Raw genomic sequence first — 25228 nt, 5'->3', positions numbered from 1 at the left:
GGTCCCCCGACCCGGGCGCGTGGCGGGCGGTGCCGCGTGGGCGCGGCCGCGGTCACGTACCGCTCGCGCTCGATCAGCCCGTCTCGATCAACCCGTCTCGATCAGTCCGTCTCGATCAGTCCGTGAAGTGCGCGAGCGAGGTGATGACACGTTCGGCGATGTCCGGCGGCCAGCGGAACGAGGGGGAAACCGCCCGCTGGTGAGCGAGACCGTGCAGTCCGAGCCACAGCGCGACCGCGTCGGCGGGCAGGTCGGTGCTGGTCGCGACGCCGGCGGTGACGCAGCCCTCAAGGCCCTCGGCGAGTCGCCGCATGCTCGCCTCGCCGAGCGTCGCCACGTCCTCCTCGGTCACTGAACTGGCGTTCAGATCAGGGTTCCAGAGCCCCCCGAACATGATGCGGTAGCGCCCGGGATGGGCGAGGGCGAACTCCAGGTAGCCGCGGCACAAAGCCATCAGCCGGGCGCGGGGTTCGTCGCCCGCGGCGTCCACGGCGGTGCGCAGCCATTCATCCAGATCCGTGAAGGCGCCACGCACCACCGCCAGCATGATCGCGGGCTGGTCCGGGAAGTGGCGGTAGATCGACGGGGCGGCGATCCCGACCCGGCGCGCGACGGAGCGCAGCGTGATGGCGCTTTCGTCGCCGGTCTCCTCAAGCAGGCCGACCGCCGCCGCCACGATCTCTTCGCGCAGTCGAGCGCCCTCCCCGCGGCGGTTGCGAACGCGGGGGTGTGTCGCTGATGTGTCCTCTGCCATGCCGTTACCTTACAGCGCAAAACTTATAGGCGCTGCCCTCTTGCGCCCGCTTGACTAACAGTCGTAGCCTTACGATCGTTAGCAAGGTCGAGCGAACAGGAACCCATCATGAGCACCAGCACCGTTACCGGCAGCACCGTTACGAGCAGTGTCACCGAGATCGTCGTGCCTGGGGTGGTTGAGCCGGAGGGTCTTGTGGTCCGGACGCGTGAGCTTCCGGAGCCGGCGGCGGGTCAGGTCGTGCTGCGGATGGAGGCGACAGGGGTCGCGTTCGCGGAGCAGCAGATGCGGCGCGGGAAGTACTACGACCAGCCGCCGTTCCCGTTCGTTCTCGGGTACGACGTGGTGGGCATCGTGACGGCGACGGGGCCGGGTGTGGACGCGGGGCTGGTGGGGCAGCGGTTCGCGGCGGTCACCAAGACCGGCGCGTGGGCCGGCCGGCTGCTGGTCGACGCCGCGGGGCTGATGCCGGTGCCGGACGGCGTGGACCCGGCCGACGCGGAGACCGTCCTGGTCAACGGGATCACCGCCTGGCAGATGCTCCACCGGATCGCGAAGGTCCCCACCGGCGCCACCATCGTGGTCCTGGGCGCCAACGGCGGCGTCGGCTCCACCCTCGTCCAGCTCGCCCGGCACGCCGGCATCACCGTCATCGGCACGGCATCCCCCCGCCACCACACCACCGTCCGCACCCTCGGCGCCACCCCGGTCGACTACCACGACCCGCACATGTACCAGCGGATCACCGACCTCGCCCCCAACGGCGTCGACGCCGTCTTCGACCACGTCGGCGGACCCGCACTCGAACAGTCCTGGCAACTGCTCCGCAAGGGCGGCACCCTCGTCTCCTACGGCACCGCCGCCACCAAGAACGACACCGGCAACTCACGCCTGCCCGTACTCACATCCTTCGCCCGCCTCGCCACCTGGAACGCCCTGCCCAACGGCCGCAGCGCGCACTTCTACAACTACTGGGCCGGCAAGCGCCGCACCAAGTGGCAGGCCCGGCTCAACGAAGACCTCACCCAGGTACTGAACCTGGTCGCCGCCGGCCACCTGGTCCCCCAGATCGCCGCCCGCATCCCCCTGTCCGACGCCGCCACCGCCCTCACACTCGCCGAATCCCGCACCGTACTCGGCAAAGTCATCATCGTCCCGGACCCGCACGAGGCATGACCACCCCGACCGAACCTCGCCTCCCCCAGCTTGTGCGAACCCGCGCCTCTGCCCAGGAGACACCCCCCTCATGACCATCACCCTGCCCGCCCCCACCGCCCCCCGCACCGACGACCGGATCAACAACACCGCGGTCTACGTCAGTTTCGGACTCGCCTACGTCTTCGGCCACGGCAGTGCCGCACTCTCCGGGGGCGCAACCCCCTTACTGGACATGCCCAGTTGGCTCCCCATGGCACTGCTCGGCACCGGCCTCGCGACCGGCACCGTCCTGGCCACCATCGCCGCCCTCCGGGCCCAACGCGACGCCACCGGCCCGGAGATACTCAGCGGCCGACTCCTCGGCCTCTCCTGGATCGTGGCCTTCGCCGCCCTGTTCCTGACCATCACCGGCCTCACTTCCCTCACCGACACACCCGACCTGGCCGACATGCTCTGGCCCGCCGGCTCCGGCCTCATGGTCGGCCTGATCTACATCGCCGAGGGCGCCGTACGCCGCAACGTCCTGCACTACGGCCTCGGCACCTGGCTCGCCCTGATCTCCACGGCCGCACTCTCCCTCGGCACCCCCGGCCTCTACTGGGTCCTGACCCTCGCCGGTGGCGGCGGCTACGCGGTAGCCACCCTCCTCGAACACCGCCGCCTCGTCACGCGGTGATCCTCCACCGCATCCGCATGAAACTCAGGGAGGACGCCCCCCAACAGCTCGAAGAGGCTCTGGAACGCCTCAAAGCAGGGCAGGACCGGTCCATCCCCGCGATGAAGTCGGTGGAGTGGTCAGACCGTCCGACAGGGCCCGCCGGGGTCGACCTCCTGCCCATCGTGTCCACCCGCGCCGTGGTCCTCACCGCGGCTGGTCTCACTGTCCACAGGTCCATCCGCATCGGCGAGGTCACCGGCCGCTCCGGGTCGAGCGCGCGAAAGTCGAAGCACTCCTCTCCTCTGCGGACGAGCCCACCGACGAATCCGGTGTTGACGCAGGTCAAGCCCCCTCAGAAGGGGCCGTAGAAGCGGCATGGACCACCCGTAGTCCAATCCCTTCACCCCTTCTGGAGACCCGATGCGACTCCACGTCCATGCCCTGGCTCAAGCCCTTTGCGTCTTCGGACAGCCCGTTTTGAACTACTGCCCCATGCGCGGCGGGTGGTACCCCGCCGTCCCACTGGCTCGACCGCTGACGGCCTGTCGGGCCACTTCCGGCGAAACCCTCCCGACACCCCACATCTACCGATAGATTCACCGACCCCCCACCAAGACCGCTCGTAGATCTACTTGAGGGGACAATCCATGACCCGCGACCACACCCGCGCCGCCATCACCGCCGCTGCGGCCGGCTTACTCCTCACGCTCACCGCGTGCTCCGACAGCACCGAAAGCCCCGCTGACAAGCCCGCGAAGACCGTGACCGCCACACCTGAAGCCGAGCCCGCCCCGGCCGACGACACCGCCGAGGACGCAGGCACGATCGAGACCGCGGAACTCCCCGACCTCACCGGCGAAACTCTCCAGGCCGCCCAAGACGCCGCCCAGGGCGCCGGCTTCTACGGCCTCACGTCCAGCGACGCGACCGGAGCCGCCCGCATGCAGCTCTTGGACCGGAACTGGCAGGTATGCGCGCAGGACCCCGCCGCCGGGTCGCATTCGACGGACACCATCGTCGACTTCAGCACGGTGAAGATCGAAGAGTCCTGCCCGTAACCAGCAACGCCACCACACCCGTTGGGGGAATCATGAGCGACCCGTACCAGCCCGCAGGGCCCAGTCCGTACATCAACACCCCGATGCCCAACGCCCGCCCGCGAATGTTCGCATCGACGCTCGCGAAGGTCGTCTGGATCCTCGTGCCGATCGTGACGCTCAGCATCGGCGCCGCCATCCCGTTCGTCGTCGCCGCGGTCAAGGGCGTGGTGAAGCCGTGGGTCGCAGTCGCGTACGTGGCGATCGAGGTCGCGTTCCTGGGGGTCGCGACGCTCGCCAATCCGGAGGGTGAGAGCCCGTTCGTGGGACTGCTGCTCACGCTGCTGATCGCCACCTCGGCGACGCACACGGCGCTCCTCGACAACGACAAAGTCACCATCGGCAAGTAACCGCCTGGGACTGGCCCCGCCGCGAACATCCCCCCTCTCGGCGGGGCCGCCGTACGAGATCATGGGCATATGACCGACGAGATCAACGAGTGCGACGCTTCAACGCCGTTCGACCAGCCCACACACCGTCGGCACATACGCCCCAGGCCCTGACCCAGTCGGTCGGGGCCTTCGCCATTCTCCCGTACACACACACCCGACATGGCGGAAGATGTCCCCCTCATCACGCAACGTCCTTGAGGGGAAGCATGCACACCAGACAGGCCGCCGCGCTCACCGCGGCCCTACTCCTCGCGCTCACCGGATGCTTCAGCGGCGGCGATGAGCACGGGCCGACTCTCGCGGACCCCGCCAAGGCCAAGTTGGACGACGCCGCCAAGCTTGCCTGCGACGACTTCGCCACGGACTACAAGGGCGCACAGACCGAGCAGGCCCGTATCGACCTGGCCGACAAGGTCAACAAATGGGCGCAAGAATCCGGGACAGACCGCATCGCCGAGAACGCCACCGCCCTGGCGCGCGGCTCCGAAGCGGGGCCCGACGCCTGGCAGATGGGCGCCGACGCGTTCACCGAAGCCTGCCTCGACGCCGGCTGGAAAGCCTGACCCCACTCAATCACTGGTGAGGTCCGTGCGGCCGGTCACGGGTCAGCCGGGCCCTGGATAGGCTCCGGGCCATGACTGACCTTGTGCAGGTGTCCACCGCCACTGAGACCCGGGAACAGGCCGTTCAGCTCGCGCAGTCCGTCGTGCGCGAGCGCCTGGCCGCCGGGGCGCAGATCATCGGCCCCGTCACGTCCGTGTTCTGGCACAACGGAGAGTTCGGCACCGGCGAGGAGTGGCAGCTCCTCATGAAGACCCGCGCCGACCGGTATCCGGCCCTCGAAGCCCACCTGCTGGAGCACCATCCATGGGACAGCCCAGAGGTGAGCGCCGTCCCCATCGTGGCCGGCGCGGCGACGTGCCTGCGGTGGGTGGCGTCCAGCTCCGAACCCGAATAGTCAGGCCGCCTTCGCCAATGCGGCGTCCACGGCCGGAAGCCCACGGTGGGCGGTAAGACGTTTGAGGGCTGGCGCAAGGCGATGCCGTGGGCGCACGGACGACACCCCGTGGGACAGGTCCAGCGCGCGGCCTACGGTGGACGCTGCCTGCTCGACCTCCCCGCCGCTCAGATACGCGTCGGCAAGCCACGAGAGATACAGCGCCTTGTCTCGTGCGTGGCCGTCGTCATACCCGGCCAGCGCCTTTTCCAGCAGGGGGACTGCACGGAGCGGACGGTCCAGTTCTGCCCAGCAGCGTCCCGACATGATTTGTAGCTCCGTGAGGTCGACCCACGCCACCCAGTCGGGCTGGGGTGCGCTGCCTGCGTCGCGCAGCGCGTCCTCGGCACTCTCCAGCGCGCTCTCCGCCTGCGAGGCCAGGCCCGCCACGGCGCAAGCCCACGCCTTCCGCTCGTACAGCAGAGCACGGACACCGGCCGGCACGTCCGGGCCGATGGTCTCGCAGGAACGGACCGCGATTTCCACGCCGGCCCTTCGGTCCCCGGACACGGCTTGGTACGCGAGGAACGCCAGCGCGTTCCCAGCCAGAGCGGTATCCCCGGCGTCCGTGGCGGCCTGGTAGCTGTCCCGGTACAGCCCGGTGGCGTCTGCTTCCCGCCCTCCGTCGAACGCGGCCCACCCAGCTTGCTGTGCCTGTTCGGCAAGGACGGACAGCAGCCCGCGCCCGGTCTCTGAGGAGTAGCTGGATGTCCGCAGCTTGGCCTTTGTGGCCTGGTACTCGCCGAGGTACACCCGGTAGGTGTCGCCACCGCCGAGCACGTCGTCCAGACGGCGCAGGCGGGCCGCGCGCCGCCGTAACCTGTCGGGCTCGTCCCTGCCCAGTCGGTTTCCGCTGGCGGGCCTGTGAAGGTCGGACAGACTCACGGCTAGACCTGCACCCGAACCTGCCTGAAGGAATGTCCTGCGCCGCACGTCGTCCCTGTCTTCCGTAGTGCTACTTGGGGCAGGAGATGCGCTCGCCTCCCACGGACGGGAGGCGAGGCCGAGCATGCGCCCCGGGATACGTAGCGCGTCGGCGATCCTGACGATCTTCTCGAAGGTCGTCACGCTTCCGTGGCCGCGCGCGAGAGTTCCGACCCGCTCGGGCTTGGTGTCGCACTCGGCCGCGATCTTCGAGTAGCTGATGCCCGCTCTGCTGCGGGCCAGTTGGAAGACCGCCCCGAAGTCGTGCGCGACAAGGGCTGTTTGCATATCCCGGCTTTCCAGCAGCGCGCGGGGGAGGGCGGTTGGTGGTTCGTATCCGGTCATCAGCTTCCCGTCGTACCTGCCCGGCCGAGTGTGGAGCACGAAAGGGGCAACGAGCCTGCCCATCAAGGGGATACCCGCGCACGGGAAGCAACCAGCGCTCCGCGTCTCGACAGTTAGCGGTTGGAATCCCCGCGATCGTAGCGACCTGGTCCGGGGGCGTGGCCGACGCTACGAGGAGCGACGACATGGCGGACGATAGGCGACCACCGCACTCCCTGCAGGCACCCGAACAGGAAAGCGGGGAAGCCGACTTGGACGCCGCGTGCACCGCCGCGCACCGCGCGTTCATGGCCCACGTGTCGGCCTGCTACGCCTGTCGGCGCCGCGGCATCGACTGCTACGACGTCGGGGGTCTCAAGGTCCGGTTGCGTGAGACCCAGTCGGCCGGCATCGCAGCGCGGGCAACCACCGGGGACACCATTGCCGCCGGGAACGCTGCGGCGACGCAGGCGGCAAGTTGATGACCGCGTGCGCCAAGGGTGGCCACGACCACCCCGTCCGCCCGCAGTGCCTCGCCCTCGGGCCCGCCGACGCCGAGGGCGACGGCCGCCCCCACTGACTCCCTCGTCCCGCTGTCGCTGGGGAGCTCCAGTGAGACGAGGGGCCAAACCCCCGCCCCGGGCACCTTCCAGGCAGTCGGTACCGGGGCGGGGCGGTAAATCCCGCGCACCATCCAACGCGTAGGAGGGCACGTGAGCACAGCAGCCATCAAGACCGTCAGCCTGACGGCGCCCCGCGACCCCCAGGCCATTCTCAACGCGGCCGCCCCGCACATCACGGAACTGACCACGAACATCTTCGACAGCGGCATGAGCCTGTGGGACCGCGAGGTTGCCCTGCTCCTCCGCGACAACACCATGGTCCGCGACATGGCCGAGCGGATCCTCGGCAACGCCGTCATGTACGTCATGGGATCGATCGAGAACCCGAACGTGCACCTCGGCGTCGGCAAGCTCGTGGACATCGGCGTACACCAGCTGATCCTCGACACGCCCGTCTGGTGGGGCATGTGCCGCCTCTACAACGGCGGCGCGTTCAAGCACCACGCGCCCTTCATCGAACGCCGCAGCGACGGCCTGTGCCTGCGCACGGGTGACTTCCTGCGGTCCGAGGGCTGGGCAATCGACGAGGAGCTGTGGGCCATCGACGGGGCGAACTGCTCGCCCTGCGACGACAAGGTCCCGGACAGCCACTGACGCCCCTACCCTGGCTCCCGTCCGCCGTCACCGGCGGGCGGGGGCCGCTGTCCGTCCGCACACGAAGGAACCCCTGTGCCTGCACTGCACGACATCGCCGCCGAAACCGAACTGTGGGACGCCTACGCGGAGTCCGCGTTCAAGGCCGACGCCGAGCCGGTCTTCCACTGGACGCAGTACGCCGGCCACGGCCCCGGCGCCGAGCTGCTCGGCGACCCGAGCACCGTCCTCGAAATCGGGTGCGGCACCGGGCGCGCGCTCGCCCATCTCGCGCAGCGCGGCATCAAGGCCACGGGGGTGGACCTGTCTCCGGTAATGGTCGCCAAGACCCGCGAGCGGTGGGCAGAGACCGACGCCCAGTTCGTGCACGGCGAGGTTCTCGACTACCTGACGGACACGACGGACACCTACGACGCGATCTACTCGATCTTCGGCGCCGCTTGGTTCACCGCCCCGGACAAGCTGTTCCCACTCGTCCACGAGCGACTTACCCCCGGCGGCGCGTTCGTGTTCTCCCAGCCGCCGGCCATCCCCGGCGCTTACGGCCCGCAGGGCATGTACAAGGGCGGCTTCGCAGGGAAGGCCATGTTCACCTACCGGTACAGCTACAAGCCCCAGGTCTGGGAGCGCCTGCTCACCCGGGCCGGGTTCCGCGAGGCGAACGCCGAGGTCCTCGACGCGCCGAAGGCCGACCACATCGGGACCCTCGTTGTGCGCGCCCGTCGTTGACTGCGCACCGTCGGCCCCGGTCACCGTGATGGTGGGCGGGGCTTCTGCGTGTCGTGATCGTTTGCAGTTCGGGCGAGCAGCGGGCCAGCAGGCGCCCGGCTTGTCCCCTGAGACAACGTCAGCCCCTGCTCAGCAGCGCGCTGAGCAGGGGCTTGCAGGTAGGCCGTGTGGGACTCGAACCCACAACCAACGGATTGAAAGTCCCGGCAGGGTCCTGCCGGGACTTTCGTCAGCTTCCTCGCGGGTCCGGAAATACCTGGTCAGAGACGTGTCATGTGTTGTCCGGTCCAAGCTCGCGTGCGTCATGTCAGCACGTCCGCTCACGCATCGCTCACGCAGCAGGCCCCGTAACACATGACTGGGCCAACACGCCTCATGTCGAAGGTTGACGAGCTGCTTGTTGATGTCGCCGCTCCGGTGGAGTCCTGGCGCAGCAATCAGATGTCTCTGACCGTGGTCGCCGGTGGTGCTGTCATCACAGGGCGGCTGGCTCCCGAGGCCGTTTGGAGGCAGCGGGTGTCGGAGGTTCTGGCGGACTCGGCCCGCCTGAACGATTTCTCCGCCGTGTTCACCGCTGCGACGCAGGGGGAGGGGCGGCCCATGCCTCGGTACGCGGTGAGGGTCCGACCGGCTTGTTCCGGTCGGACCCTCACTCGTTGCTCTGATGGCGGCTCGCGCCTGCTCGTCCGTCAGACGGCCGCAGGGGCGCCGAGCATCGCGGAAGCCTGTTGGAACGGGTTGAGGACGCGGGTGGGCGCGGCGGCCGGAAGGGCGCGGCAGGTGAAGCCGAGCCGGGTCATGGCCCGCAGGACTTCGCCGGCGCTGAAGTCGCGGCGGTCCTGGCGTGTGACGACCTGTCCGACCTGCTTGACCGGGTAGGTACGGCGGCCGATGATCACGGACTCGCCGGAAGCCTGCTCGGGCTTGACGCCCTTCATCGATTCAAGGACGCCGCTCTTGGTGAGGTCGAACGGGAAGCGGGCGATGACACAGCGCATAATGCCTCACAGGGAGAGGAACGAAGAGGGGGGTGGTTCTGCCGCAGTGAGGCAGGTCAGCGGGCAACGGCGAGGACACCCGGAGCGCTGCCGTGTTCGTCGACGACCGGCAGGGCATCGACCTGGCCGTAGTGCATCGTGTGCTCGGCCTCGGCCATGGTGGTCACGCGATGGGTCAACGGTCCTCGGTCGCCGAGGATGTCGCGCAGCTGGATCCGGTCGGTGTACTTGGAGCTGTCACGGGCCGCGGTGAACTGGGCCTGGGTGAGAAGTCCGGTGCACAGGCCGTCGTTGTCGCAGACGAGCAGGTGCCCAGTACGGGCGCTGGCCATGACGGACAGGGCGACCTCGACGGTCATGTCGTCACAGACCTGCGGTCCGCCGGTGTCCATGGCGTCGGCCGCCGTCCTGCGTACGGGGGTGGCACTCGCCGGGCGGGCCTGCGTCTGAACCAGCGTCAAAAGGTGCCTCCTGCATTGGTGGGTCAGTTTCCTGATCACGAAGTTCTACGCCGCCGCGCCGAAGGAGGTCTGCCGCGCTGTCATGCGCCGGGCAGCCGAAGCGGGGCTGCGCCGGCCGCGTGAGGACGTGCTGCGCTGACGCCGCTCGGGGGCCGGAGCGGTGATCGTCACGGGAATGCCGGAGGGGGCTTGTGCTCCGGTGATCCGGCTGAGTGCCTCATCGCCGGAGCGGACCTGGGTGGTCTGGGGCACGATGCCGGCCGCTGCCATCAGGCGCGTCATGTCCCGGCGCTGGTTGGGGGTGACCAGGGTGACGACGCTGCCGGATTCCCCGGCCCGCGCGGTTCGGCCGCCGCGGTGGAGGTAGTCCTTGTGGTCGGTCGGCGGGTCGATATTGACGACGAGGTCGAGGTCGTCGACGTGGATGCCGCGGGCGGCGACGTTCGTGGCCACGAGCACGGTGACGTGCCCGGTCTTGAACTGGGCCAGGGTCCGGGTGCGCTGCGGCTGTGACTTCCCGCCGTGCAGGGCGGCGGCCCGCACCCCGCTGTCCAGCAGGTCCTGGGTCAGCCGGTCGACGGCGTGCTTGGTGTCCAGGAACATGATCACCCTGCCTTCACGGGCCGCGATCTCCGTCGTCGTCCGGTGCTTGTCGGCGCCGTGGACGTGCAGCACGTGGTGCTCCATCGTGGTGACCGCGCCGGCGGACGGGTCGACGGAGTGGACGACGGGGTCGGTGAGGTATCGGCGGACCAGGCGGTCGACGTTCCGGTCGAGGGTGGCGGAGAACAGCATCCGCTGGCCCTCGGGGCGTACCTGGTCGAGGAGTGCGGTGACCTGGGGCATGAAGCCCATGTCGGCCATCTGGTCAGCCTCGTCCAGGACGGTGATCGCGACCTGGTTGAGCCGGCAGTCGCCGCGGTCGATGAGGTCCTTGAGCCGGCCCGGCGTCGCCACGACGACCTCGGCGCCGCCACGCAGCGCGTTGGCCTGCCTGCCGATCGACATTCCGCCGACGACGGTGGCCAGGCGCAGCCTCACCGAGCGGGCGTAGGGGGTGAGTGCGTCGGTCACCTGTTGTGCCAGCTCCCGCGTCGGCACGAGGACCAGGGCCAGCGGCTGGCGAGGCTCGGCGCGCTGACCGGCGGTGCGGGCCAACAGGGCAAGGCCGAAGGCGAGGGTCTTGCCGGAGCCGGTGCGCCCGCGTCCCAGGGCGTCGCGGCCCGCGAGGGTGTTGGGCAGGGTGGCGCCCTGGATCGGGAACGGGACGCTCACGCCTTGCTCGGTCAGTGTGGCCAACAGCTGGGCGGGCATGTCGAGGTCGGCGAACGCCTCGACCGCGGGCAGTGCGGGCGTGATCGTCTTCGGCAGGGCGAACTCTCCCTGGACCGCTGCCGGCCGTCGGCCGTGGCCGCCCGAGCGGCCCGTCCCGCCCGAACGGGTCGGGGCGGGCGAGTCGAAGCGGGCGCCCCGCCTCGACCCGGCGGTGGTCCCGTAAGCGGGGCCTTCGGTCCGGCGGGGGCGGGAGGAACGGGCGTTCGTACGTGTGGGGTTCATCGAGAACCTTCCTTGATACGGCGCGCATCAAGGAATTCCCGCAGCGAATAGTGGCGCGGGGAATCACAAGAACGAACCGAGTGAAATGCGAAAAGGGAATGTGACTTGCAGTGAATCCGGCGCCGTATGCAGGCAATCAAATAGGTGACGCCATGTGGACGTGAAAATCCATACATCGACCCGTACAGCTCCGAAAAGGTGCACATCCCTGAAGACGGGGCTGCGGGCGGCGCTGTTCCACAGGTGACACCGCTGTGGGAAATGCCCGTGGCTGGGGCCCACACCTCTCGGGGTGTGGGCCCCAGTTACGAAGTAAACGTCAGGCGGGAACGATGTTCTCAGCCGTCGGGCCCTTCTGGCCTGTCGCGATGTCGAAGGTGACCTTCTGGCCTTCGAGCAGCTCACGGAAGCCCTGGGCGGCGATGTTCGAGAAGTGGGCGAACACGTCAGCGCCGCCATCGTCCTGCTCGATGAAGCCAAAGCCCTTGGCCGCGTTGAACCATTTCACAGTGCCTGACGCCATGTCATATCTCCTTTAGGGGCAGTACGCCGGGACCCGTAATGCACGGATGCCGGGTCGCCGCGATGATGCCCCGCCCGGAGAACAACCGGAAATACAATGAAGCTTTCGCCGGCCGAAAATAACCACGAAGAAGCTTGAAGGTTTGGGAACCACAACTGCAACTGGGATAGACAGTAGCATGAGGTAGCGGCCCGTGTGCGCTGAATTACTTCGCTCCGTTGATTGCCGCAAAAACACTCCCCGCACTGCACGTTAAACTCTCATCTCGCGGTTATAGATATTGCCCCGCTCGGAGAGTAGCGTTTCAGGAAAAGCTGGCACTGTTCAGGCTCGGAAGGCACCCATAATCCGGTGGCACCGTCTCGCCCGGCGTCGGCCCCATCGGCCCGTGGCCGGTCTCGACACAGGTCTGAGCGGCGGTCAGTAGACGGCCAGGATGATGGCGAAGGAGTGCGCGGTGAAGGGCTGCCACGATCAGGGTGAGTACGGTCGCTCCGCCGGTACGCAGGAAGGCGGGCGCGCTGCCTCAAGCCACGGGCGGTCCCGCCGCTTTGGCGGCGTTGCGGTATTCGGCGTTGATGCGCTGGGCTTCCTCAAGCTGGTCTTCGAGGATGACGATGCGGCAGGCGGCCTCGATGGGGGTGCCCTGGTCGACGAGCTCCCGGGCACGGGCGGCGATGCGCAGCTGGTAGCGGGAGTAGCGGCGGTGGCCGCCCTCGGAGCGCAGCGGGGTGATGAGGCGGGCTTCGCCGATGGCGCGAAGGAAGCCCTGGGTGGTGCCGAGCATCTCGGCGGCCCGGCCCATCGTGTAGGCGGGGTAGTCGTCGTCATCGAGCCGGCTGAACGAGTCGTCTGCTGTCATCTGCACCTCTCCGGAACGCGTGGAGGGGCCTTGGTGCCGTATGGCACCAAGGCCCCGAAGGAACTGCTACACCATCTGCCGGCCCTGTTCTTGCGCCGGCCTTCTGTGTCCGTACGACCGTCCGGGAGAGGACGGGGAATACGGGGATCGCGGTTGCTTGACCGGAGACCACCTCACTATCGATGTCCTGCGGTACCCGGGCTCATTGTTTCCACCCGGGCGATCCTGATGGCGCTCGGCTCCTCCGTTCTTCCCTCTGGGATCAATCGCTTACCTACTGCTGGTACTGCGCACTGCTCTGTACTACTGGTGATGCGAACTGCTGGTGACCTGAGTAAGCGCCACTCTCCGGCAGCCAGCCCCGTCGCCCGTCCTGCGTCTGCTCTGGCTTAGAACCCCACTGCCGAACCTCCCGGCACGCGCGCCCGCAGCCGACGCCTTCACCGAGGTGCTGCTCAGTCACTTCACTGCTGGTACCGCACTTGTTTCCCTGCGGTACTGCTCGTGGCGGCCCCTGATCACTGCGGGCCACCCGGTCCGGCCGTCAGTCCCGTCACCGTCCTGCAATCGCTCTGGCTTCGGAACTCCACTGCCGTACCGTCCTGCGAACTGCGACTTCCGTACATCTGCCCGGCAGTTCGTCTCTGCCAGGCCCTGCCGTCTCTCTGGGCTACGAGAGAAACCATAACCACACCACCGCCCAATGTCTACTGCGGCCAACATAGATTTCCGTGCGCCGTTCAGGGAGATAGCTGACCACGACCGCAGACGGGGCATCCCGTGGCCCCACTCCGGCCGGGGACACCCGCTCCGAGCTGCGCCGTTACGCAAGCCTCGATGCCGCGAGCACCGGCGCGCGCGAGAGCACGCGGGTCTTCCTCAAAGGTCTCGCAGATCCGGTCGCGGCCGAGGGCCGCCGACACCGTGCTCCTGGTCGTCTGAGAGCTCGTCACCAACGCCCTACGCCACGGCGGCGGCACCTGTGCCCTGGACCTGACCGCCCCCGGACAACATCGAGGTGGCCGTGCACGACCGCAGTCTGCGGGCTCCGCGCATCCGCACCCCCGACCTGAACGACGGCACCCGCGGTCTCCGCCGGGGCGAGGCAGTCGGCCAAGGCTGGACCGACGTCGACCTGAACGCCGGCCTCATCACGCCGGCCCGCGAGATCGTGGTCGACGGCTGGGACCCGTACGAGTCCGCCCCCAAGACCGACCGCAGCGGCGACCTCCACACGATCAAGGAGACCCTGCGCCACTCCACCATCACACTCACCTCGGACACGTACACAAGCGTGCTCCCCGAGGTCGACCGGGCCGCAGCGGAAACCGCCACAGCACTCGTGCCACGTGCCCGAAAGGCCCGCGCCGTAGCGCCCCCTGTCGAACCGTCCGCTCACGCACGAGCCCGGGAACGACGAAGCGCCCCGGTCGGCCGAAGCCGATCGAGGCGCCAAGTAGCAGGTCAAAGGGGGTTTTCCCTCGTTCCCGACGGTAGGCCGTGTGGGACTCGAACCCACAACCAACGGATTAAAAGTCCGCTGCTCTGCCAATTGAGCTAACGGCCCTTGACGAGTCATCCACGAGCATAGCCCGCCCGGGACGGCGAGCCGATCGGGTATCCCCCCGGTAGGGGGTGGGCGCCGGGGCGGGGGTACGGGGCGGGGCCCGTACCGCAGCCTGGTCGGTGCGGTACGGGCCCCGTCGTGCGTGGACTCGGGGAGTCCGGGGAGGCGGACGGTCAGCCGTTGCGCTTCCAGCGCGGCTTGTCGTCGCGGCGGCCGAACGAGCCCGTGCTCGTGCCCGTGCCGGTCGTGCCTCCGCGGTGGTCGTCGCGGCGGCCCGAGGGGCGGTCGTGGCCGCCGGAGCGGAAGCCGCCCGCGGGGCGGTCGTCGCGGCGGTCGCGGTTGAACGGGCGGTCACCGGTGGGACGGTGCTCGCGGCCCTGGAAGGGGCGCGCGCCGTCGCGGCGGTCGCCGCCCGTGGGGCGGTCGTCGCGGCGGTCGCGGTTGAAGCCGCCTTCCTTCCGGTCGTCGCGGCGGAAGCCGCCACTGGCCGGACGGTCGTCACGACGCTGGAAGCCGCCACTCGCGGGCCTGTCGTCGCGGCGCTGGAAGCCACCACGGTCACCACTGCCGCCACGGTCGTCGCGGCGGTCACGGTTGAAGCCGCCCCGCTCGCCACCACGGTCGTCCCGGCGGTCGTCACGGCGCTGGAAGCCGCCACGGTCGCCGCTGCCGCCGTCGCGCGGGGTGTAACCCTTCGCGCCACCACGGCCGCTGCGCTCACCGCGGTCGTCCCGACGGTCGTCCCTGCGGCCGTAGTTGCCGCGCTCGTCGCGCGGCGCCTGCGCCGGTACGGGCGGCGCCGCCGCCGCTGCCTCGATGGCCGCCGCGGCCTCGGCCGCGACCTCCGCCACCGCTGCCTCGGGGTCGTCCCCACGCTCGCGCGCGGCACGCGCGACGAGGCGGTCGGCCTCTTCGCGCAGTTCGCCGGCACGGCGCTGGAGGCGCTCCAGCTCCTTGGTCAGGTCGGCGACCTCGCGCTCCGCCTGCTTGGCGGAGTTGTTCGCGGAGTCGGCCTGCACCTCGGTCAGCGAACGGGCGCCGGTGATCTCGGCGACCTCCGGCTCGAACGCCCCGGCACCGGCGACCATGTGACGCGCGGCGTCGACGCCCGCGTCCTCCATCAGCCGGAAGATCTGGCGGCGCTGGTGCGGCAGGGCCAGCGACACGACGACGCCGGACTTGCCGGCGCGCGCCGTACGGCCCGAGCGGTGCAGGTAGTCCTTGTGGTCACCGGCCGGGTCCACGTTCAGGACCAGGTCGATGCCGTCGACGTGGATACCGCGGGCGGCCACGTCGGTCGCGACGAGCGCGTTGACGAGACCTTCCTTGAAGTCCGCCAGCGTGCGGGTGCGCGCGCCCTGGGTCATGCCGCCGTGCAGCGCGTCCGCCTTCACGCCCGAGTCGCGGAGCTGCTCGGCGATACGGTCGGCGCCCAGCTGCGTACGGACGAAGATGATCGTGCGGCCCTTGCGTGCCGCGATCGCCGCCGTGACCGGCGCCTTGTCCTTGGGCTTCACGACGAGCACGTGGTGGCTCATGGTCGTGACGTTGCCCTGCGCGCTGTCGACCTCGTGGTGCACGGGGTTCTTCAGGTAGCGCTTGACCAGCGTGCTGATCTCGTTCTCCATCGTGGCGGAGAAGAGCATGCGCTGGCCGCCGGCCGGCACCAGGTCGAGCAGTTCGGTGACCTCGGGCAGGAAGCCCAGGTCCGACATCTGGTCGGCCTCGTCGAGGATCGCGATCTGGACGTTCTCCAGCGAGCACGCGCCGCGGTTGATGATGTCGCGCAGCCGGCCCGGGGTGGCGACGAGGACGTCGACACCGCGCTCCAGCGCGTAGATCTGGTTGCCCATCGACGTACCGCCGCAGACGACCTTCATCTTCAGGCCGAGGACGTCGCCGTACGGCTGGAGGGCGTCGGCGACCTGCATCGCCAGCTCGCGGGTCGGGGTCAGGATGATGCCGCGGGGCTTCTTCTTCTCGGTGCGGCCCTCGGCGAGCGTGGCCAGCAGCGGCAGACCGAACGCGAGGGTCTTGCCGGAGCCGGTACGGCCGCGGCCCAGGATGTCCTTGCCGGCCAGGGCGTCCGGGATGGTCGCGGCCTGGATCGGGAAGGGCGCGACGACGCCGTTCTGGGTGAGCTTGCGGACGATGCCCTCGGGCAACCCCAGGTCGCCGAAGGTGATTTCGGGGGTCTTCGGGGCGGCGGGAGCCTCGGGGGCCTCGGTGGTCTCGACCGCCGCTGCCACCTCGGTCGTCTCGGTCGTCTCCACGACGACGTCGACGGCCTCTACGGCTACTACGGCCTCTGCCGTGATGCTCTCGATCGAGTCGTTGGAGTCGTTCTCGGGCATGACGGTGTGGTCAGTACTGGAAATGGACATGCGAAATGCGAAACCTTCCGGAGTCTCGGCACGCGCCCAAACTCCGTGATTCGCAATTCGACCGCCTCAATGCGGTCTGCCACGGCAAGGGAGAGTACGCGCCACGCGGCGCTCTTCTGTGTCGGCGCCGGGCAATGATCAAACGATCTACTACCATACGCACCGCTCCCCCTCCCTGGCAAACCAACCCCCTCGCGATCCCCGTCACAGCGGCCCCGCAGCGCCCCCGGACCGGGCCTCTCACCAGGCCTCTCACCGGTCCTCATGCAGCCCTCACACCGGCCCCAGCTGCGGCGACGCCGTCGGCTCCTTCCGCATCCCGACCCCGTCGCCCGGCGACAGCGCGTGCGTCCGTACGTCCGCCATCGGCGACGCCGACGGCGGCTCCGGCGGGTTGCTCGACTCGGGCTGTGTCGGAGGCTCCGGGTCCGGGTTCGGCGGGGGCGGCTCGGAGGGCGGCGGCGGGGTCCGGGTCGGCTGTTCCGCGGGCGGTACGTCACCGCCGCCCGGCGGCCTCGGTGCCGGCGGAAGCGGCTTGCCGTCCGGGCCCTTCGACGGCTTCGCCGACGGGTCGCCCGACGCCTCCGGATCGCCCGGCTTCCCCTTCTCGCCGTGCTTGCCGCTGTGCTCGACGCCCTTCGGCCCCGCGCCGCCCCGGGCGTCGGCCGGCAGGCTCGCGCCGGCGTCCGCCGCCGTACCGCCGTCCCGCTCGGCCTCCGCCCCGCGCTCCTCGGCCGATCGCGAGGGGGCCGGCTTCCCTTCGTCGTCGCCGACGCTCATGCAGCCCGTGGAGGTGGCGACCGCCACCGAGGTGACGATCCAGACGGCGATACGGCCGGGGGCGGACAAACGTCCGGGGGCGGACAACTGGCGCACGCGGGGCACCTCCGGGGGCGTAAAACGGCTCGCCCGCCGAAGGAGGCCCGACGGCAGGGGAATGATTGCCCTGCTCAACTTCCTTTTCCCCACAAGGGACACGCCCGGCACGCGCCCAAGCCCGCCCGGCCACCTCCTACCAACCCGTCAGAGCGCCCCCAGCTCCCACCCCGCCCACACCGCGCCCAGACCCACCAGCACCGACGCCGTCACATACGCGCCCGCCAGCAGCCCCTTCCCGCGCTCCGCCAGCCGCAACGTCTCGTACGAGAAGGTCGAGTACGTCGTCAGCGCCCCGCACAGCCCCGTACCGATCAGGGCGTACGTCGCCGACGACACCGCCGCCCCGGCCAGCACACCCAGCACCAGACTCCCCGCCACGTTGACGGCGAACGTCCCCCACGGGAACAGGGTTTCGTGCCACGTCTGCACCGTACGGTCCGTCACATACCGCAGCGGCGCCCCGATCGCGCCTCCCACGACCACCAGCAGCCAGTTCACGACACCGCGCCCCGCGCCACGGTCCGCCGCGTCACCGTGGCCGCCAGCCATACCGCCGCCAGCGCGCCCACGAGCGTCAAGGCCGCGTACCCGAACGCGGCCGGCGCCTCCCCGTGCCGTACCAGCCGCAGGAAGTCCAGCGTGTACGTCGAGAACGTCGTGAAGCCGCCGAGCACCCCCACGCCCAGGAACGGCCGTACCAGCGGATGCACCGACCAGCCGCCCTCGGCGACCAGCACCATCAGCACGCCGATCAGCCCGCAGCCCACCACGTTCACCACGAACGTCGTCCAGGGGAAGGCCCCGTCGGCGGTGGGCCACAGCCGCTCGGCGCCGTACCGCGCCACCGCGCCCGCCGCACCGCCCGCGGAGATGACAGCCAGCACCTGCCACAGCCGGTGCCCGGCCGTCTCGGCCCGCTGACCGGGCAGCCGCAGATCGACATCGGAGTCGACCGGCTCGACAGGATCGGCATCGGAGTCGACCGGCTCGACAGGATCGCCCGGCCCGACAGGATCGCCCGCCGCGCTCACCCGTACCCCAGCTCGTGCAGCCGCTCGTCGTCGATCCCGAAGTGGTGCGCGATCTCGTGCACCACCGTGATCTCCGTCTCGGCCACCACTTCCTCGCGCGTCTCGCACATCCGCAGCGTCGGCCCCCGGTAGATCGTGATCCGGTCCGGCAGCACCCCCGCGTACCACTCGCCGCGATCGGTCAGCGGAGTCCCCTCGTAGAGCCCGAGCAGATCGGGGTCGAACTCCTCGCCCGACTCCTTCGCCGAAGCGGGATCCGGCTCGTCCTCCACGAACACCGCGACGTTGTCCATCAGCCGCATCAGCTCCGGCGGAACCCGGTCCAGCGCCTCGGCCACCAGTTCTTCGAACTCCTCGCGCGTCATCTCCAGCACCCCGCCATTGTCACGCAGGTCCGCGAGATCGCCCCTCGCCAAGATCGCCGTTCGCCAAGAGTCACCAAGATCGGGGAAAGACGGCGCCCACGCATGATCGCCCGTCGCCGTGGGCATACGCGACCAATGGCCCGCGACGTACGCCGTGTCCCGTTCCGCACCGCGATCACCGCGATCAGCCGATTCCAGCGGCACTACCGGTCCCGCGGCGACGGTCCGACCAGCACCCTCGTCAGCTCCCCGCACCCCTACACCCGCGCGCTCGGCCTCGTCGCCGTCGTCCTGCTCGGCGCCTGGCTCGGGCTGCTGATCGTCGGCAGCGTGCGTACGCCGGTCGGGCCCATGGACACGAAGATGACGCTGCGGCCCTCCCTCACCGGGGGGACGAAGATCAACGTCTCGCCGCTTGGCGCGCTGGAACTCGACTCGCACACGGCCCCGATCCGTCTCGACGTGGACGTCGACCAACTCGACCCGGTCCGCTCACAGGCCCTCGTCGAGCACCCCGAACGCCTCTCCGGCCTCCAGGAGGAGGTCGGGCACGACGTCGCTGCCGGGACCACGGAGCTGGCCGTACGGTCCTGTGTCGCCGTCGTCTCGGGCGCCACCGCCCTCGGGCTGGCCGTCTACCGCCGCCCCCGCCGCGCGCTGGCCGCCGGCGGGCTCGCGCTCGTGCTGCTGAGCGCGGCCGGTGTCAGCGCGTTCGCGACCTGGAACCCGAAGTCCGTGCTGGAGCCCCGCTTCTCCGGGCTGCTCTCCTCGGCCCCGCAGGTCGTCGGCAGCGCGCGCTCGATCGTCACCGAATTCGACGTCTACCAGAAGGAGTTGGCGCGGCTCGTCACGAACGTGACCAAGCTGTACGACGCGACGTCGACCCTGCCCTCGTACCAGCCGGACCCCGGCACCCTGCGTGTCCTCCAGGTCTCCGACATCCATCTCAACCCCGCCGCCTGGCACATCATCGGCTCGCTCGTGGAGCAGTACAGGATCGACCTCGTCATCGACTCCGGCGACACCATGGACCACGGCTCGGCCGCCGAGAACAGCTTCCTCGACCCGATCCCCGACCTCGGCGCCCCGTACGTCTGGGTGCGCGGCAACCACGACTCGGCCGACACCCAGAAGTATCTGGAGGGCCTGAAGAACGTCCATGTCCTCGACAACGGCCGCGCCGTCACCGTCGCCGGGATCCGGGTGGCGGGCACGGGTGATCCGCAGTTCACGCCCGACCGCTCGCTGGCCAACGCCGGTGACCCGGCCGAGGAGATGGCGGGCATCCGGCTGGCGTCGGCCATCCGCGACCAGGAGCGGGCGGGCACGCCGGTGGACATCGCCGTCGCGCACAACCCGATCGCGGCGAAGGAGACCGACGGCACCGTCCCGCTGGTGCTGGCGGGCCACGTCCACCACCGCGACACCGAGATCATGCCGCTGGGTACGCGTCTGAAGATCGAGGGCTCGGCGGGCGGCGGCGGGCTGCGCGCGGTCCAGAACGACAAGCCGGAGAAGGTCCGGGCCTCGCTGCTCTATCTGGACAGCACGACGAAGCGGCTGCAGGCGTGGGACGAGATCACGCTGGGCGGTCTGGGGCTGACGACGGCAGAGGTCAGCCGCCATCTCCCGGAGGAGGCGGGCGTACCGGGCACGGACCCGTCACCGTCGCCGTTCGGAGCACCGTCGAATGCACCGTCGGGATCGTCGTCGAATTCGCCGTCGGGACCACCGTCCGGATCGCCCTCCGGAACGTCGTCGGGCCCACCCTCGAACGGACCGTCCGGCACCCGCTCCCCCGTCGCCCCGGCGGGCCCCTCCCCCGCCCCGTAAACCGTTTTGGCGATAGCTCCCCGCATCCCATATGCTTCTCACGTCCCCGACGCGCTAGCAAGCGCCCAGGCGGGCCCTTAGCCCTCATCGTCTAGTGGCCCAGGACGCCGCCCTTTCAAGGCGGTAGCACGGGTTCGAATCCCGTTGGGGGCACGCAACACTGTGTGCGAGACTCGTCTCGCACATTGCTTGGTCCTGTGGAGCAGTTTGGAGTGCTCGCCACCCTGTCAAGGTGGAGGCCGCGGGTTCAAATCCCGTCAGGACCGCTGTGGCTCGTGAGAGCCGCGTGGCTGGGTAGCTCAGTTGGTACGAGCGATCGCCTGAAAAGCGATAGGTCGCCGGTTCGATCCCGGCCCCAGCCACTCTTCTTCTTCCCCCGCAGACGCCCCTGTCGAGAGTTTCGGCAGGGGCACCGGTCTGTCCGGCGGCCCCGCCCCGCGAAATGGGTTCGCCACTCTCCCGGCCCGGGTGAGACCCTGGGCTCGGTATGTCTACTTCCCTCGCCGACCTTCAGTCCCTGCTGGCCGAGGTGTCGCTGCGTGACGCGCAGCGCCTCGGCCGCCGTCTCGAAGGCGTCCGGCGCATCCGCAAGCCCGAAGCCCGGCAGGCCGTCCTCGACGAGATCGCGGTCGAGGCCGGCAGGTCCGCCGAGCGTGTGCGCGCCCGCGCGGCCCGGATGCCGGCGATCACGTACCCCGAGCAACTGCCCGTCAGCCAGAAGAAGGACGTGATCCTGGAGGCGATACGCGACCACCAGGTCGTGATCGTCGCCGGTGAGACCGGATCGGGGAAGACCACCCAGATCCCCAAGATGTGCATGGAGCTGGGCCGGGGCGTCCGGGGCATGATCGGGCATACGCAGCCCCGCCGGATCGCCGCCCGCACCGTCGCCGAGCGCGTCGCCGACGAGCTGAAGACCCCGCTCGGCGAGGCCGTCGGCTGGAAGGTCCGCTTCACCGACCAGGTGAACCAGGACGCGACGTTCGTGAAGATCATGACGGACGGCATCCTGCTCGCCGAGATCCAGTCGGACCGCGACCTGCGCGCGTACGACACGATCATCATCGACGAGGCCCACGAGCGCAGCCTCAACATCGACTTCCTGCTCGGCTATCTCGCCCAGCTCCTCCCCCGGCGCCCGGATCTGAAGCTCGTCATCACCTCGGCGACGATCGACCCCGAGCGCTTCTCCCGCCACTTCGGCGACGCGCCGATCGTGGAGGTCTCCGGCCGTACGTTCCCGGTCGAGGTCCGCTACCGCCCCCTCCTCGAAGAGGAGGGTGACGAGGGCGACCGCGACCAGATCACCGCGATCTGCGACGCCGTCGACGAACTCCAGTCGGAGGGGCCCGGCGACGTCCTGGTCTTCCTCTCCGGCGAGCGCGAGATCCGCGACACCGCCGACGCGCTCGACAAGCGCAAGCTCCGGCACACCGAGGTGCTCCCTCTGTACGCGCGTCTCTCGCACGCGGAGCAGCACCGCGTCTTCCAGAGACCCGGCGGCGGCGCGACCCGCAGGATCGTGCTGGCGACGAACGTGGCGGAGACGTCACTGACCGTGCCGGGCATCAAGTACGTGATCGACCCCGGCACCGCCCGTATCTCCCGCTACTCCCACCGCACCAAGGTCCAGCGGCTGCCGATCGAGCGGATCTCGCAGGCCAGCGCCAACCAGCGCAAGGGCCGCTGCGGCCGTACGTCGGACGGCATCTGCATCCGGCTGTTCTCCGAGGACGACTTCGACGCGCGGCCCGAGTTCACGGACGCCGAGATCCTCCGTACGAATCTGGCCTCCGTCATCCTCCAGATGACATCGGCCGGCCTGGGCGAGATCGAGAAGTTCCCCTTCATCGACCCGCCGGACCACCGCAACATCCGCGACGGGGTCCAACTCCTCCAGGAACTGGGCGCGTTCGACGCCGCGCAGAAGGACCCGCGCAAGCAGCTCACCCCACTCGGCCGCAAGCTCTCGCAGTTGCCCGTGGACCCGCGTCTGGCGCGGATGGTCATCGAGGCGGAGCGCAACGGCTGCGTACGCGAGGTGATGGTGATCGCCTCCGCGCTCTCCATCCAGGACCCGCGCGAACGCCCCTCGGAGAAGCAGACCCAGGCCGACCAGCAGCACGCCCGCTTCCGGGACGAGTCCTCGGACTTCCTGGCCTTCCTGAACCTGTGGCGCTACATCCGCGAGCAGCAGAAGGCCCGCGGCTCCTCCGCCTTCCGCCGGATGTGCAAGGCGGAGTATCTGAACTTCCTGCGCATCCGCGAGTGGCAGGACATCTACTCCCAACTGCGCACGGTAGCGAAGCAGCTGGGCATCAAGATCGACGAGAACGACGACAACGCCCCGGCCCCGGACCAGTCCGTGCACATCTCGCTGCTGGCCGGGCTGCTGTCGCACATTGGCCTGAAAGACGTCAAGGACGGCGCGAAAAACGAGTACGTGGGCGCCCGCAACGCGAAGTTCGCGGTCTTCCCCGGCTCGGCCCTCTTCAAGAAGCCGCCGCGCGTCATCATGTCGGCGGAGCTGGTGGAGACGTCCCGGCTGTGGGCGCGGGTCAACGCGAAGATCGATCCCGAGTGGATCGAGCCGCTGGCCCAGCACCTGATCAAGCGCACGTACAGCGAGCCGCACTGGGAGAAGGACCAGGCGGCCGTCATGGCGTACGAGAAGGTCACGCTGTACGGCGTACCGATCGTCGAGCGGCGCAAGGTGAACTTCGGCCGAATCGACGCGGAGGCGTCGCGCGACCTGTTCATCCGCAACGCGCTCGTCGAGGGCGACTGGCGGACGCACCATCAGTTTTTTCATGACAATCGCAAACTTCTGGGCGAGGTCGAGGAGTTGGAGCACCGCGCCCGGCGCCGCGACATCCTCGTGGACGACGAGACGCTGTTCGACTTCTACGACGAGCGGGTGCCCGACCATGTGGTCTCCGGGGCGCACTTCGACTCGTGGTGGAAGCACCGGCGTACGGAGGAGCCCGAACTCCTCGACTTCGAGCGCTCGATGCTCATCAACGAGGCGGCGGGCGCCGTCACGAAGGACGACTATCCGGACTCCTGGCGGCAGGGCCGGCTCAAGTTCCGGGTGACGTACCAGTTCGAGCCGGGGGCGGACGCGGACGGCGTGACCGTGCACGTACCGCTCCAGGTGCTCAACCAGATCACCTCCGAGGGCTTCGACTGGCAGATCCCGGGACTGCGCGAGGAGGTGGTGGTGGAGCTGATCCGCTCGCTGCCGAAGCCGATCCGCCGCCACTACGTCCCGGCGCCGAACTACGCCAAGAAGTTCCTGGAGCGCGCGGTGCCTCTTCAGGAAGCGCTTCCCGTGACGCTGGCGCGCGAGCTGCAGCGGATGGTCGGGGTGCCCGTCACGGCGGAGGACTTCGATCCCGGCCGGGTGCCGGACCACCTCAAGATCACTTTCCGGATCGTCGACGAGCGGCGCCGCAACATCGCCGAGGACAAGGACCTGGAGGCGCTGCGGATCGCCCTCAAGCCCAAGGCCCGCAAGGCGATCTCGCAGGCCGCGGCGGCGGTGGCGGGGCCGACGGGCGAGTCCGTCGAGCGCTCGAACCTCACGGACTGGACGATCGGCACGCTCTCGCGCACCTTCGAGACCCGGCGGGCCGGCCAGCCGGTCAAGGCGTACCCGGCGCTGGTCGACCAGGGCGCGACCGTGGCCGTACGGCTCTACGACACCGAGGCCGAGCAGCAGCAGGCCATGTGGCGCGGGACGCGGCGGCTGATCCTGCTCAACATCCCGGTCAATCCTGCCAAGTTCGCCTCGGACACCCTCAACAACAAGCAGAAGCTGGCCCTGTCCCGTAATCCGCACGGCTCGATCCAGGCGCTGTTCGAGGACTGCGCGACGGCGGCGGCGGACCGGCTGATCGCCGAGCACGGGGGGCCCGCGTGGGACGAGGAGTCGTACCGCAAGCTGTACGAGAAGGTCCGCGCCGACCTGGTCGACGTGACCGTGCGCACCATCGGCAACGTCGAGCAGATCCTCGCGGCCTGGCAGGCGTGTGAGCGGCGGCTGAAGTCCACGAACAGCCTGGTCCTGATCAACAACGTCCAGGACGTGAAGGACCAGCTGGCGGAGCTGATGCCGGCGGGCTTCGTGACCCGTACCGGACTGCGCAGGCTGCCCGACCTGATGCGCTACCTGGTCGCGGCGGACCGCAGGCTCCAGCAGATGCCGACGAACGTCCAGCGCGACACCACGCGCATGGAGAAGGTCCACGAGATGCGGGACGAGTACGCCTGGCTGCTCGAACAGCTCCCGCGCGGGCGGCCGGTGCCGCAGCAGGTGCTGGACATCCGCTGGATGATCGAGGAGCTGCGGGTGAGCTACTTCGCGCACGCGCTGGGCACGGCGCAGCCGGTGTCGGACAAGCGGATCGTGAAGGCGATCGACGCGGCGGCGCCGTAGCCGCAGGCGGGGCCCGGATCCGGTTCGACCGCACCCTTCGAGCTGCTGTACAGTCTGACTTCGCAGCCGCCGGTGGGAAT

The 25228-nt window shown here is 69.5% G+C and carries 23 protein-coding genes, 4 tRNA genes and 1 pseudogene; 15 read left to right on the top strand and 13 right to left on the bottom strand.

From position 1 onward, the window contains the following. Nucleotides 1-115: 115 nt before the first annotated feature. Nucleotides 116-754: a TetR/AcrR family transcriptional regulator gene (locus tag ACFT9I_RS13675; RefSeq protein ID WP_382563789.1), complete on the bottom strand. Its 639-nt coding sequence runs from the start codon at nt 752-754 to the stop codon at nt 116-118. Nucleotides 755-862: 108 nt separating this feature from the next. Between ACFT9I_RS13675 and ACFT9I_RS13670 the strand changes: the two genes are divergently transcribed. From ACFT9I_RS13670 to cutA, 6 genes are all read left to right on the top strand, one after another. After that, entirely contained in the window at nt 863-1930 is a 1068-nt protein-coding gene (locus ACFT9I_RS13670; RefSeq protein WP_382563787.1) for a medium chain dehydrogenase/reductase family protein, read from the top strand. A 70-nt stretch (nt 1931-2000) separates the two neighbouring features. Then, nucleotides 2001-2588, top strand: a complete 588-nt coding sequence (locus ACFT9I_RS13665; RefSeq protein WP_382563785.1) for an ABC transporter permease — start codon at nt 2001-2003, stop codon at nt 2586-2588. 629 nt (nt 2589-3217) lie between these two features. Beyond that, on the top strand, nt 3218-3628 hold the full coding sequence (locus tag ACFT9I_RS13660) for a hypothetical protein (RefSeq protein ID WP_382563783.1): 411 nt from the start codon (nt 3218-3220) through the stop codon (nt 3626-3628). 32 nt (nt 3629-3660) lie between these two features. Then, the gene (locus tag ACFT9I_RS13655) at nt 3661-4017 is read left to right on the top strand and encodes a hypothetical protein (protein WP_382563781.1); all 357 of its coding nucleotides are present in this window, start codon (nt 3661-3663) and stop codon (nt 4015-4017) included. A 248-nt stretch (nt 4018-4265) separates the two neighbouring features. Next, complete coding sequence (locus ACFT9I_RS13650; protein WP_382563779.1) at nt 4266-4622, top strand: hypothetical protein; 357 nt, start codon at nt 4266-4268, stop codon at nt 4620-4622. 71 nt (nt 4623-4693) lie between these two features. Further along, nucleotides 4694-5017 (top strand): divalent-cation tolerance protein CutA, encoded by a 324-nt coding sequence (gene cutA, locus ACFT9I_RS13645; protein WP_382563777.1) that lies wholly within the window; start codon nt 4694-4696, stop codon nt 5015-5017. Here cutA and ACFT9I_RS13640 read toward each other — a convergent pair whose 3' ends face one another. After that, nucleotides 5018-6325, bottom strand: coding sequence for an XRE family transcriptional regulator (locus tag ACFT9I_RS13640; protein ID WP_382563776.1), 1308 nt, complete (start codon nt 6323-6325; stop codon nt 5018-5020). A 185-nt stretch (nt 6326-6510) separates the two neighbouring features. Between ACFT9I_RS13640 and ACFT9I_RS13635 the strand changes: the two genes are divergently transcribed. From ACFT9I_RS13635 to ACFT9I_RS13620, 4 genes and pseudogenes are all read left to right on the top strand, one after another. After that, nucleotides 6511-6786, top strand: a complete 276-nt coding sequence (locus ACFT9I_RS13635) for a hypothetical protein (protein ID WP_382563775.1) — start codon at nt 6511-6513, stop codon at nt 6784-6786. A gap of 231 nt (nt 6787-7017) precedes the next feature. Then, nucleotides 7018-7521 (top strand): hypothetical protein, encoded by a 504-nt coding sequence (locus tag ACFT9I_RS13630; protein WP_382563773.1) that lies wholly within the window; start codon nt 7018-7020, stop codon nt 7519-7521. 75 nt (nt 7522-7596) lie between these two features. After that, entirely contained in the window at nt 7597-8250 is a 654-nt protein-coding gene (locus ACFT9I_RS13625; RefSeq protein ID WP_382563772.1) for a class I SAM-dependent methyltransferase, read from the top strand. A 375-nt stretch (nt 8251-8625) separates the two neighbouring features. Continuing rightward, nucleotides 8626-8850 (top strand): annotated as a pseudogene (locus tag ACFT9I_RS13620) (hypothetical protein); the annotation flags it as partial. Nucleotides 8851-8939: 89 nt separating this feature from the next. On the opposite strand, the gene ACFT9I_RS13615 reads toward ACFT9I_RS13620, so the two are convergent. The 11 genes from ACFT9I_RS13615 to ACFT9I_RS13565 form a co-directional block, all read right to left on the bottom strand. Further along, a complete protein-coding gene (locus tag ACFT9I_RS13615) occupies nt 8940-9248 on the bottom strand; it encodes an SCO5918 family protein (RefSeq protein WP_382563770.1) in 309 nt (102 codons plus the stop codon). Between the two features lie 56 nt (nt 9249-9304). After that, the gene (locus ACFT9I_RS13610) at nt 9305-9709 is read right to left on the bottom strand and encodes a CBS domain-containing protein (RefSeq protein WP_382563768.1); all 405 of its coding nucleotides are present in this window, start codon (nt 9707-9709) and stop codon (nt 9305-9307) included. Between the two features lie 45 nt (nt 9710-9754). Continuing rightward, complete coding sequence (locus tag ACFT9I_RS13605; RefSeq protein ID WP_382563766.1) at nt 9755-11266, bottom strand: DEAD/DEAH box helicase; 1512 nt, start codon at nt 11264-11266, stop codon at nt 9755-9757. Between the two features lie 319 nt (nt 11267-11585). Then, a complete protein-coding gene (locus ACFT9I_RS13600; RefSeq protein WP_382563764.1) occupies nt 11586-11789 on the bottom strand; it encodes a cold-shock protein in 204 nt (67 codons plus the stop codon). 526 nt (nt 11790-12315) lie between these two features. Further along, the gene (locus ACFT9I_RS13595; protein WP_382563763.1) at nt 12316-12651 is read right to left on the bottom strand and encodes a MerR family transcriptional regulator; all 336 of its coding nucleotides are present in this window, start codon (nt 12649-12651) and stop codon (nt 12316-12318) included. Nucleotides 12652-14145: 1494 nt separating this feature from the next. Continuing rightward, nucleotides 14146-14218 (bottom strand) — tRNA-Lys (locus ACFT9I_RS13590). Nucleotides 14219-14391: 173 nt separating this feature from the next. After that, a complete protein-coding gene (locus ACFT9I_RS13585; protein WP_382563761.1) occupies nt 14392-16602 on the bottom strand; it encodes a DEAD/DEAH box helicase in 2211 nt (736 codons plus the stop codon). A 273-nt stretch (nt 16603-16875) separates the two neighbouring features. Further along, a complete protein-coding gene (locus ACFT9I_RS13580; RefSeq protein ID WP_382563759.1) occupies nt 16876-17478 on the bottom strand; it encodes a hypothetical protein in 603 nt (200 codons plus the stop codon). Between the two features lie 147 nt (nt 17479-17625). After that, nucleotides 17626-17979 carry a fluoride efflux transporter CrcB gene (crcB, locus tag ACFT9I_RS13575; RefSeq protein ID WP_382563757.1) on the bottom strand — a complete coding sequence of 118 codons (354 nt, stop codon included), beginning with the start codon at nt 17977-17979 and terminating at the stop codon, nt 17626-17628. Continuing rightward, on the bottom strand, nt 17976-18512 hold the full coding sequence (locus ACFT9I_RS13570; RefSeq protein WP_382563756.1) for a fluoride efflux transporter FluC: 537 nt from the start codon (nt 18510-18512) through the stop codon (nt 17976-17978). The genes crcB and ACFT9I_RS13570 overlap by 4 nt, the downstream gene beginning before the upstream one ends. Then, a complete protein-coding gene (locus ACFT9I_RS13565) occupies nt 18509-18886 on the bottom strand; it encodes a metallopeptidase family protein (RefSeq protein WP_382563755.1) in 378 nt (125 codons plus the stop codon). The genes ACFT9I_RS13570 and ACFT9I_RS13565 overlap by 4 nt, the downstream gene beginning before the upstream one ends. 126 nt (nt 18887-19012) lie before the next feature. Here ACFT9I_RS13565 and ACFT9I_RS13560 point away from each other — a divergent pair, with 126 nt between their 5' ends. The 5 genes from ACFT9I_RS13560 (at nt 19013) to hrpA (ending at nt 25148) form a co-directional block, all read left to right on the top strand. Then, complete coding sequence (locus ACFT9I_RS13560; protein ID WP_382563754.1) at nt 19013-20710, top strand: metallophosphoesterase; 1698 nt, start codon at nt 19013-19015, stop codon at nt 20708-20710. Nucleotides 20711-20790: 80 nt separating this feature from the next. Next, nucleotides 20791-20863 (top strand) — tRNA-Glu (locus ACFT9I_RS13555). Between the two features lie 38 nt (nt 20864-20901). Continuing rightward, nucleotides 20902-20976, top strand: a tRNA-Asp gene (locus ACFT9I_RS13550). Nucleotides 20977-20998: 22 nt separating this feature from the next. After that, nucleotides 20999-21072 (top strand) — tRNA-Phe (locus ACFT9I_RS13545). Nucleotides 21073-21197: 125 nt separating this feature from the next. Further along, nucleotides 21198-25148, top strand: coding sequence for an ATP-dependent RNA helicase HrpA (gene hrpA / locus ACFT9I_RS13540; RefSeq protein ID WP_382563752.1), 3951 nt, complete (start codon nt 21198-21200; stop codon nt 25146-25148). Nucleotides 25149-25228 lie beyond the last annotated feature (80 nt).

Source organism: Streptomyces sp. NPDC057137 (assembly GCF_042670825.1).
Taxonomy (GTDB): Bacteria; Actinomycetota; Actinomycetes; order Streptomycetales; family Streptomycetaceae; genus Streptomyces.
Note: the sequence above shows the minus strand (reverse complement) of the source record. Positions and strands in the feature narration are given on the sequence as shown.

Excerpts from the sequence above, each read along its gene's own strand:
- ACFT9I_RS13660 (WP_382563783.1), top strand. The coding sequence starts at position 3,218 with ATGACCCGCGACCACACCCGCGCCGCCATCACCGCCGCTGCGGCCGGC.
- cutA (WP_382563777.1), top strand. The coding sequence starts at position 4,694 with ATGACTGACCTTGTGCAGGTGTCCACCGCCACTGAGACCCGGGAACAG.
- ACFT9I_RS13635 (WP_382563775.1), top strand. The coding sequence starts at position 6,511 with ATGGCGGACGATAGGCGACCACCGCACTCCCTGCAGGCACCCGAACAG.
- ACFT9I_RS13665 (WP_382563785.1), top strand. The coding sequence starts at position 2,001 with ATGACCATCACCCTGCCCGCCCCCACCGCCCCCCGCACCGACGACCGG.
- ACFT9I_RS13675 (WP_382563789.1), bottom strand. The coding sequence starts at position 754 with ATGGCAGAGGACACATCAGCGACACACCCCCGCGTTCGCAACCGCCGC.
- hrpA (WP_382563752.1), top strand. The coding sequence starts at position 21,198 with ATGTCTACTTCCCTCGCCGACCTTCAGTCCCTGCTGGCCGAGGTGTCG.
- ACFT9I_RS13615 (WP_382563770.1), bottom strand. The coding sequence starts at position 9,248 with ATGCGCTGTGTCATCGCCCGCTTCCCGTTCGACCTCACCAAGAGCGGC.
- ACFT9I_RS13605 (WP_382563766.1), bottom strand. The coding sequence starts at position 11,266 with ATGAACCCCACACGTACGAACGCCCGTTCCTCCCGCCCCCGCCGGACC.
- ACFT9I_RS13655 (WP_382563781.1), top strand. The coding sequence starts at position 3,661 with ATGAGCGACCCGTACCAGCCCGCAGGGCCCAGTCCGTACATCAACACC.
- ACFT9I_RS13560 (WP_382563754.1), top strand. The coding sequence starts at position 19,013 with ATGGCCCGCGACGTACGCCGTGTCCCGTTCCGCACCGCGATCACCGCG.
- ACFT9I_RS13640 (WP_382563776.1), bottom strand. The coding sequence starts at position 6,325 with ATGACCGGATACGAACCACCAACCGCCCTCCCCCGCGCGCTGCTGGAA.
- ACFT9I_RS13595 (WP_382563763.1), bottom strand. The coding sequence starts at position 12,651 with ATGACAGCAGACGACTCGTTCAGCCGGCTCGATGACGACGACTACCCC.
- ACFT9I_RS13600 (WP_382563764.1), bottom strand. The coding sequence starts at position 11,789 with ATGGCGTCAGGCACTGTGAAATGGTTCAACGCGGCCAAGGGCTTTGGC.
- ACFT9I_RS13650 (WP_382563779.1), top strand. The coding sequence starts at position 4,266 with ATGCACACCAGACAGGCCGCCGCGCTCACCGCGGCCCTACTCCTCGCG.
- ACFT9I_RS13585 (WP_382563761.1), bottom strand. The coding sequence starts at position 16,602 with ATGTCCATTTCCAGTACTGACCACACCGTCATGCCCGAGAACGACTCC.
- ACFT9I_RS13670 (WP_382563787.1), top strand. The coding sequence starts at position 863 with ATGAGCACCAGCACCGTTACCGGCAGCACCGTTACGAGCAGTGTCACC.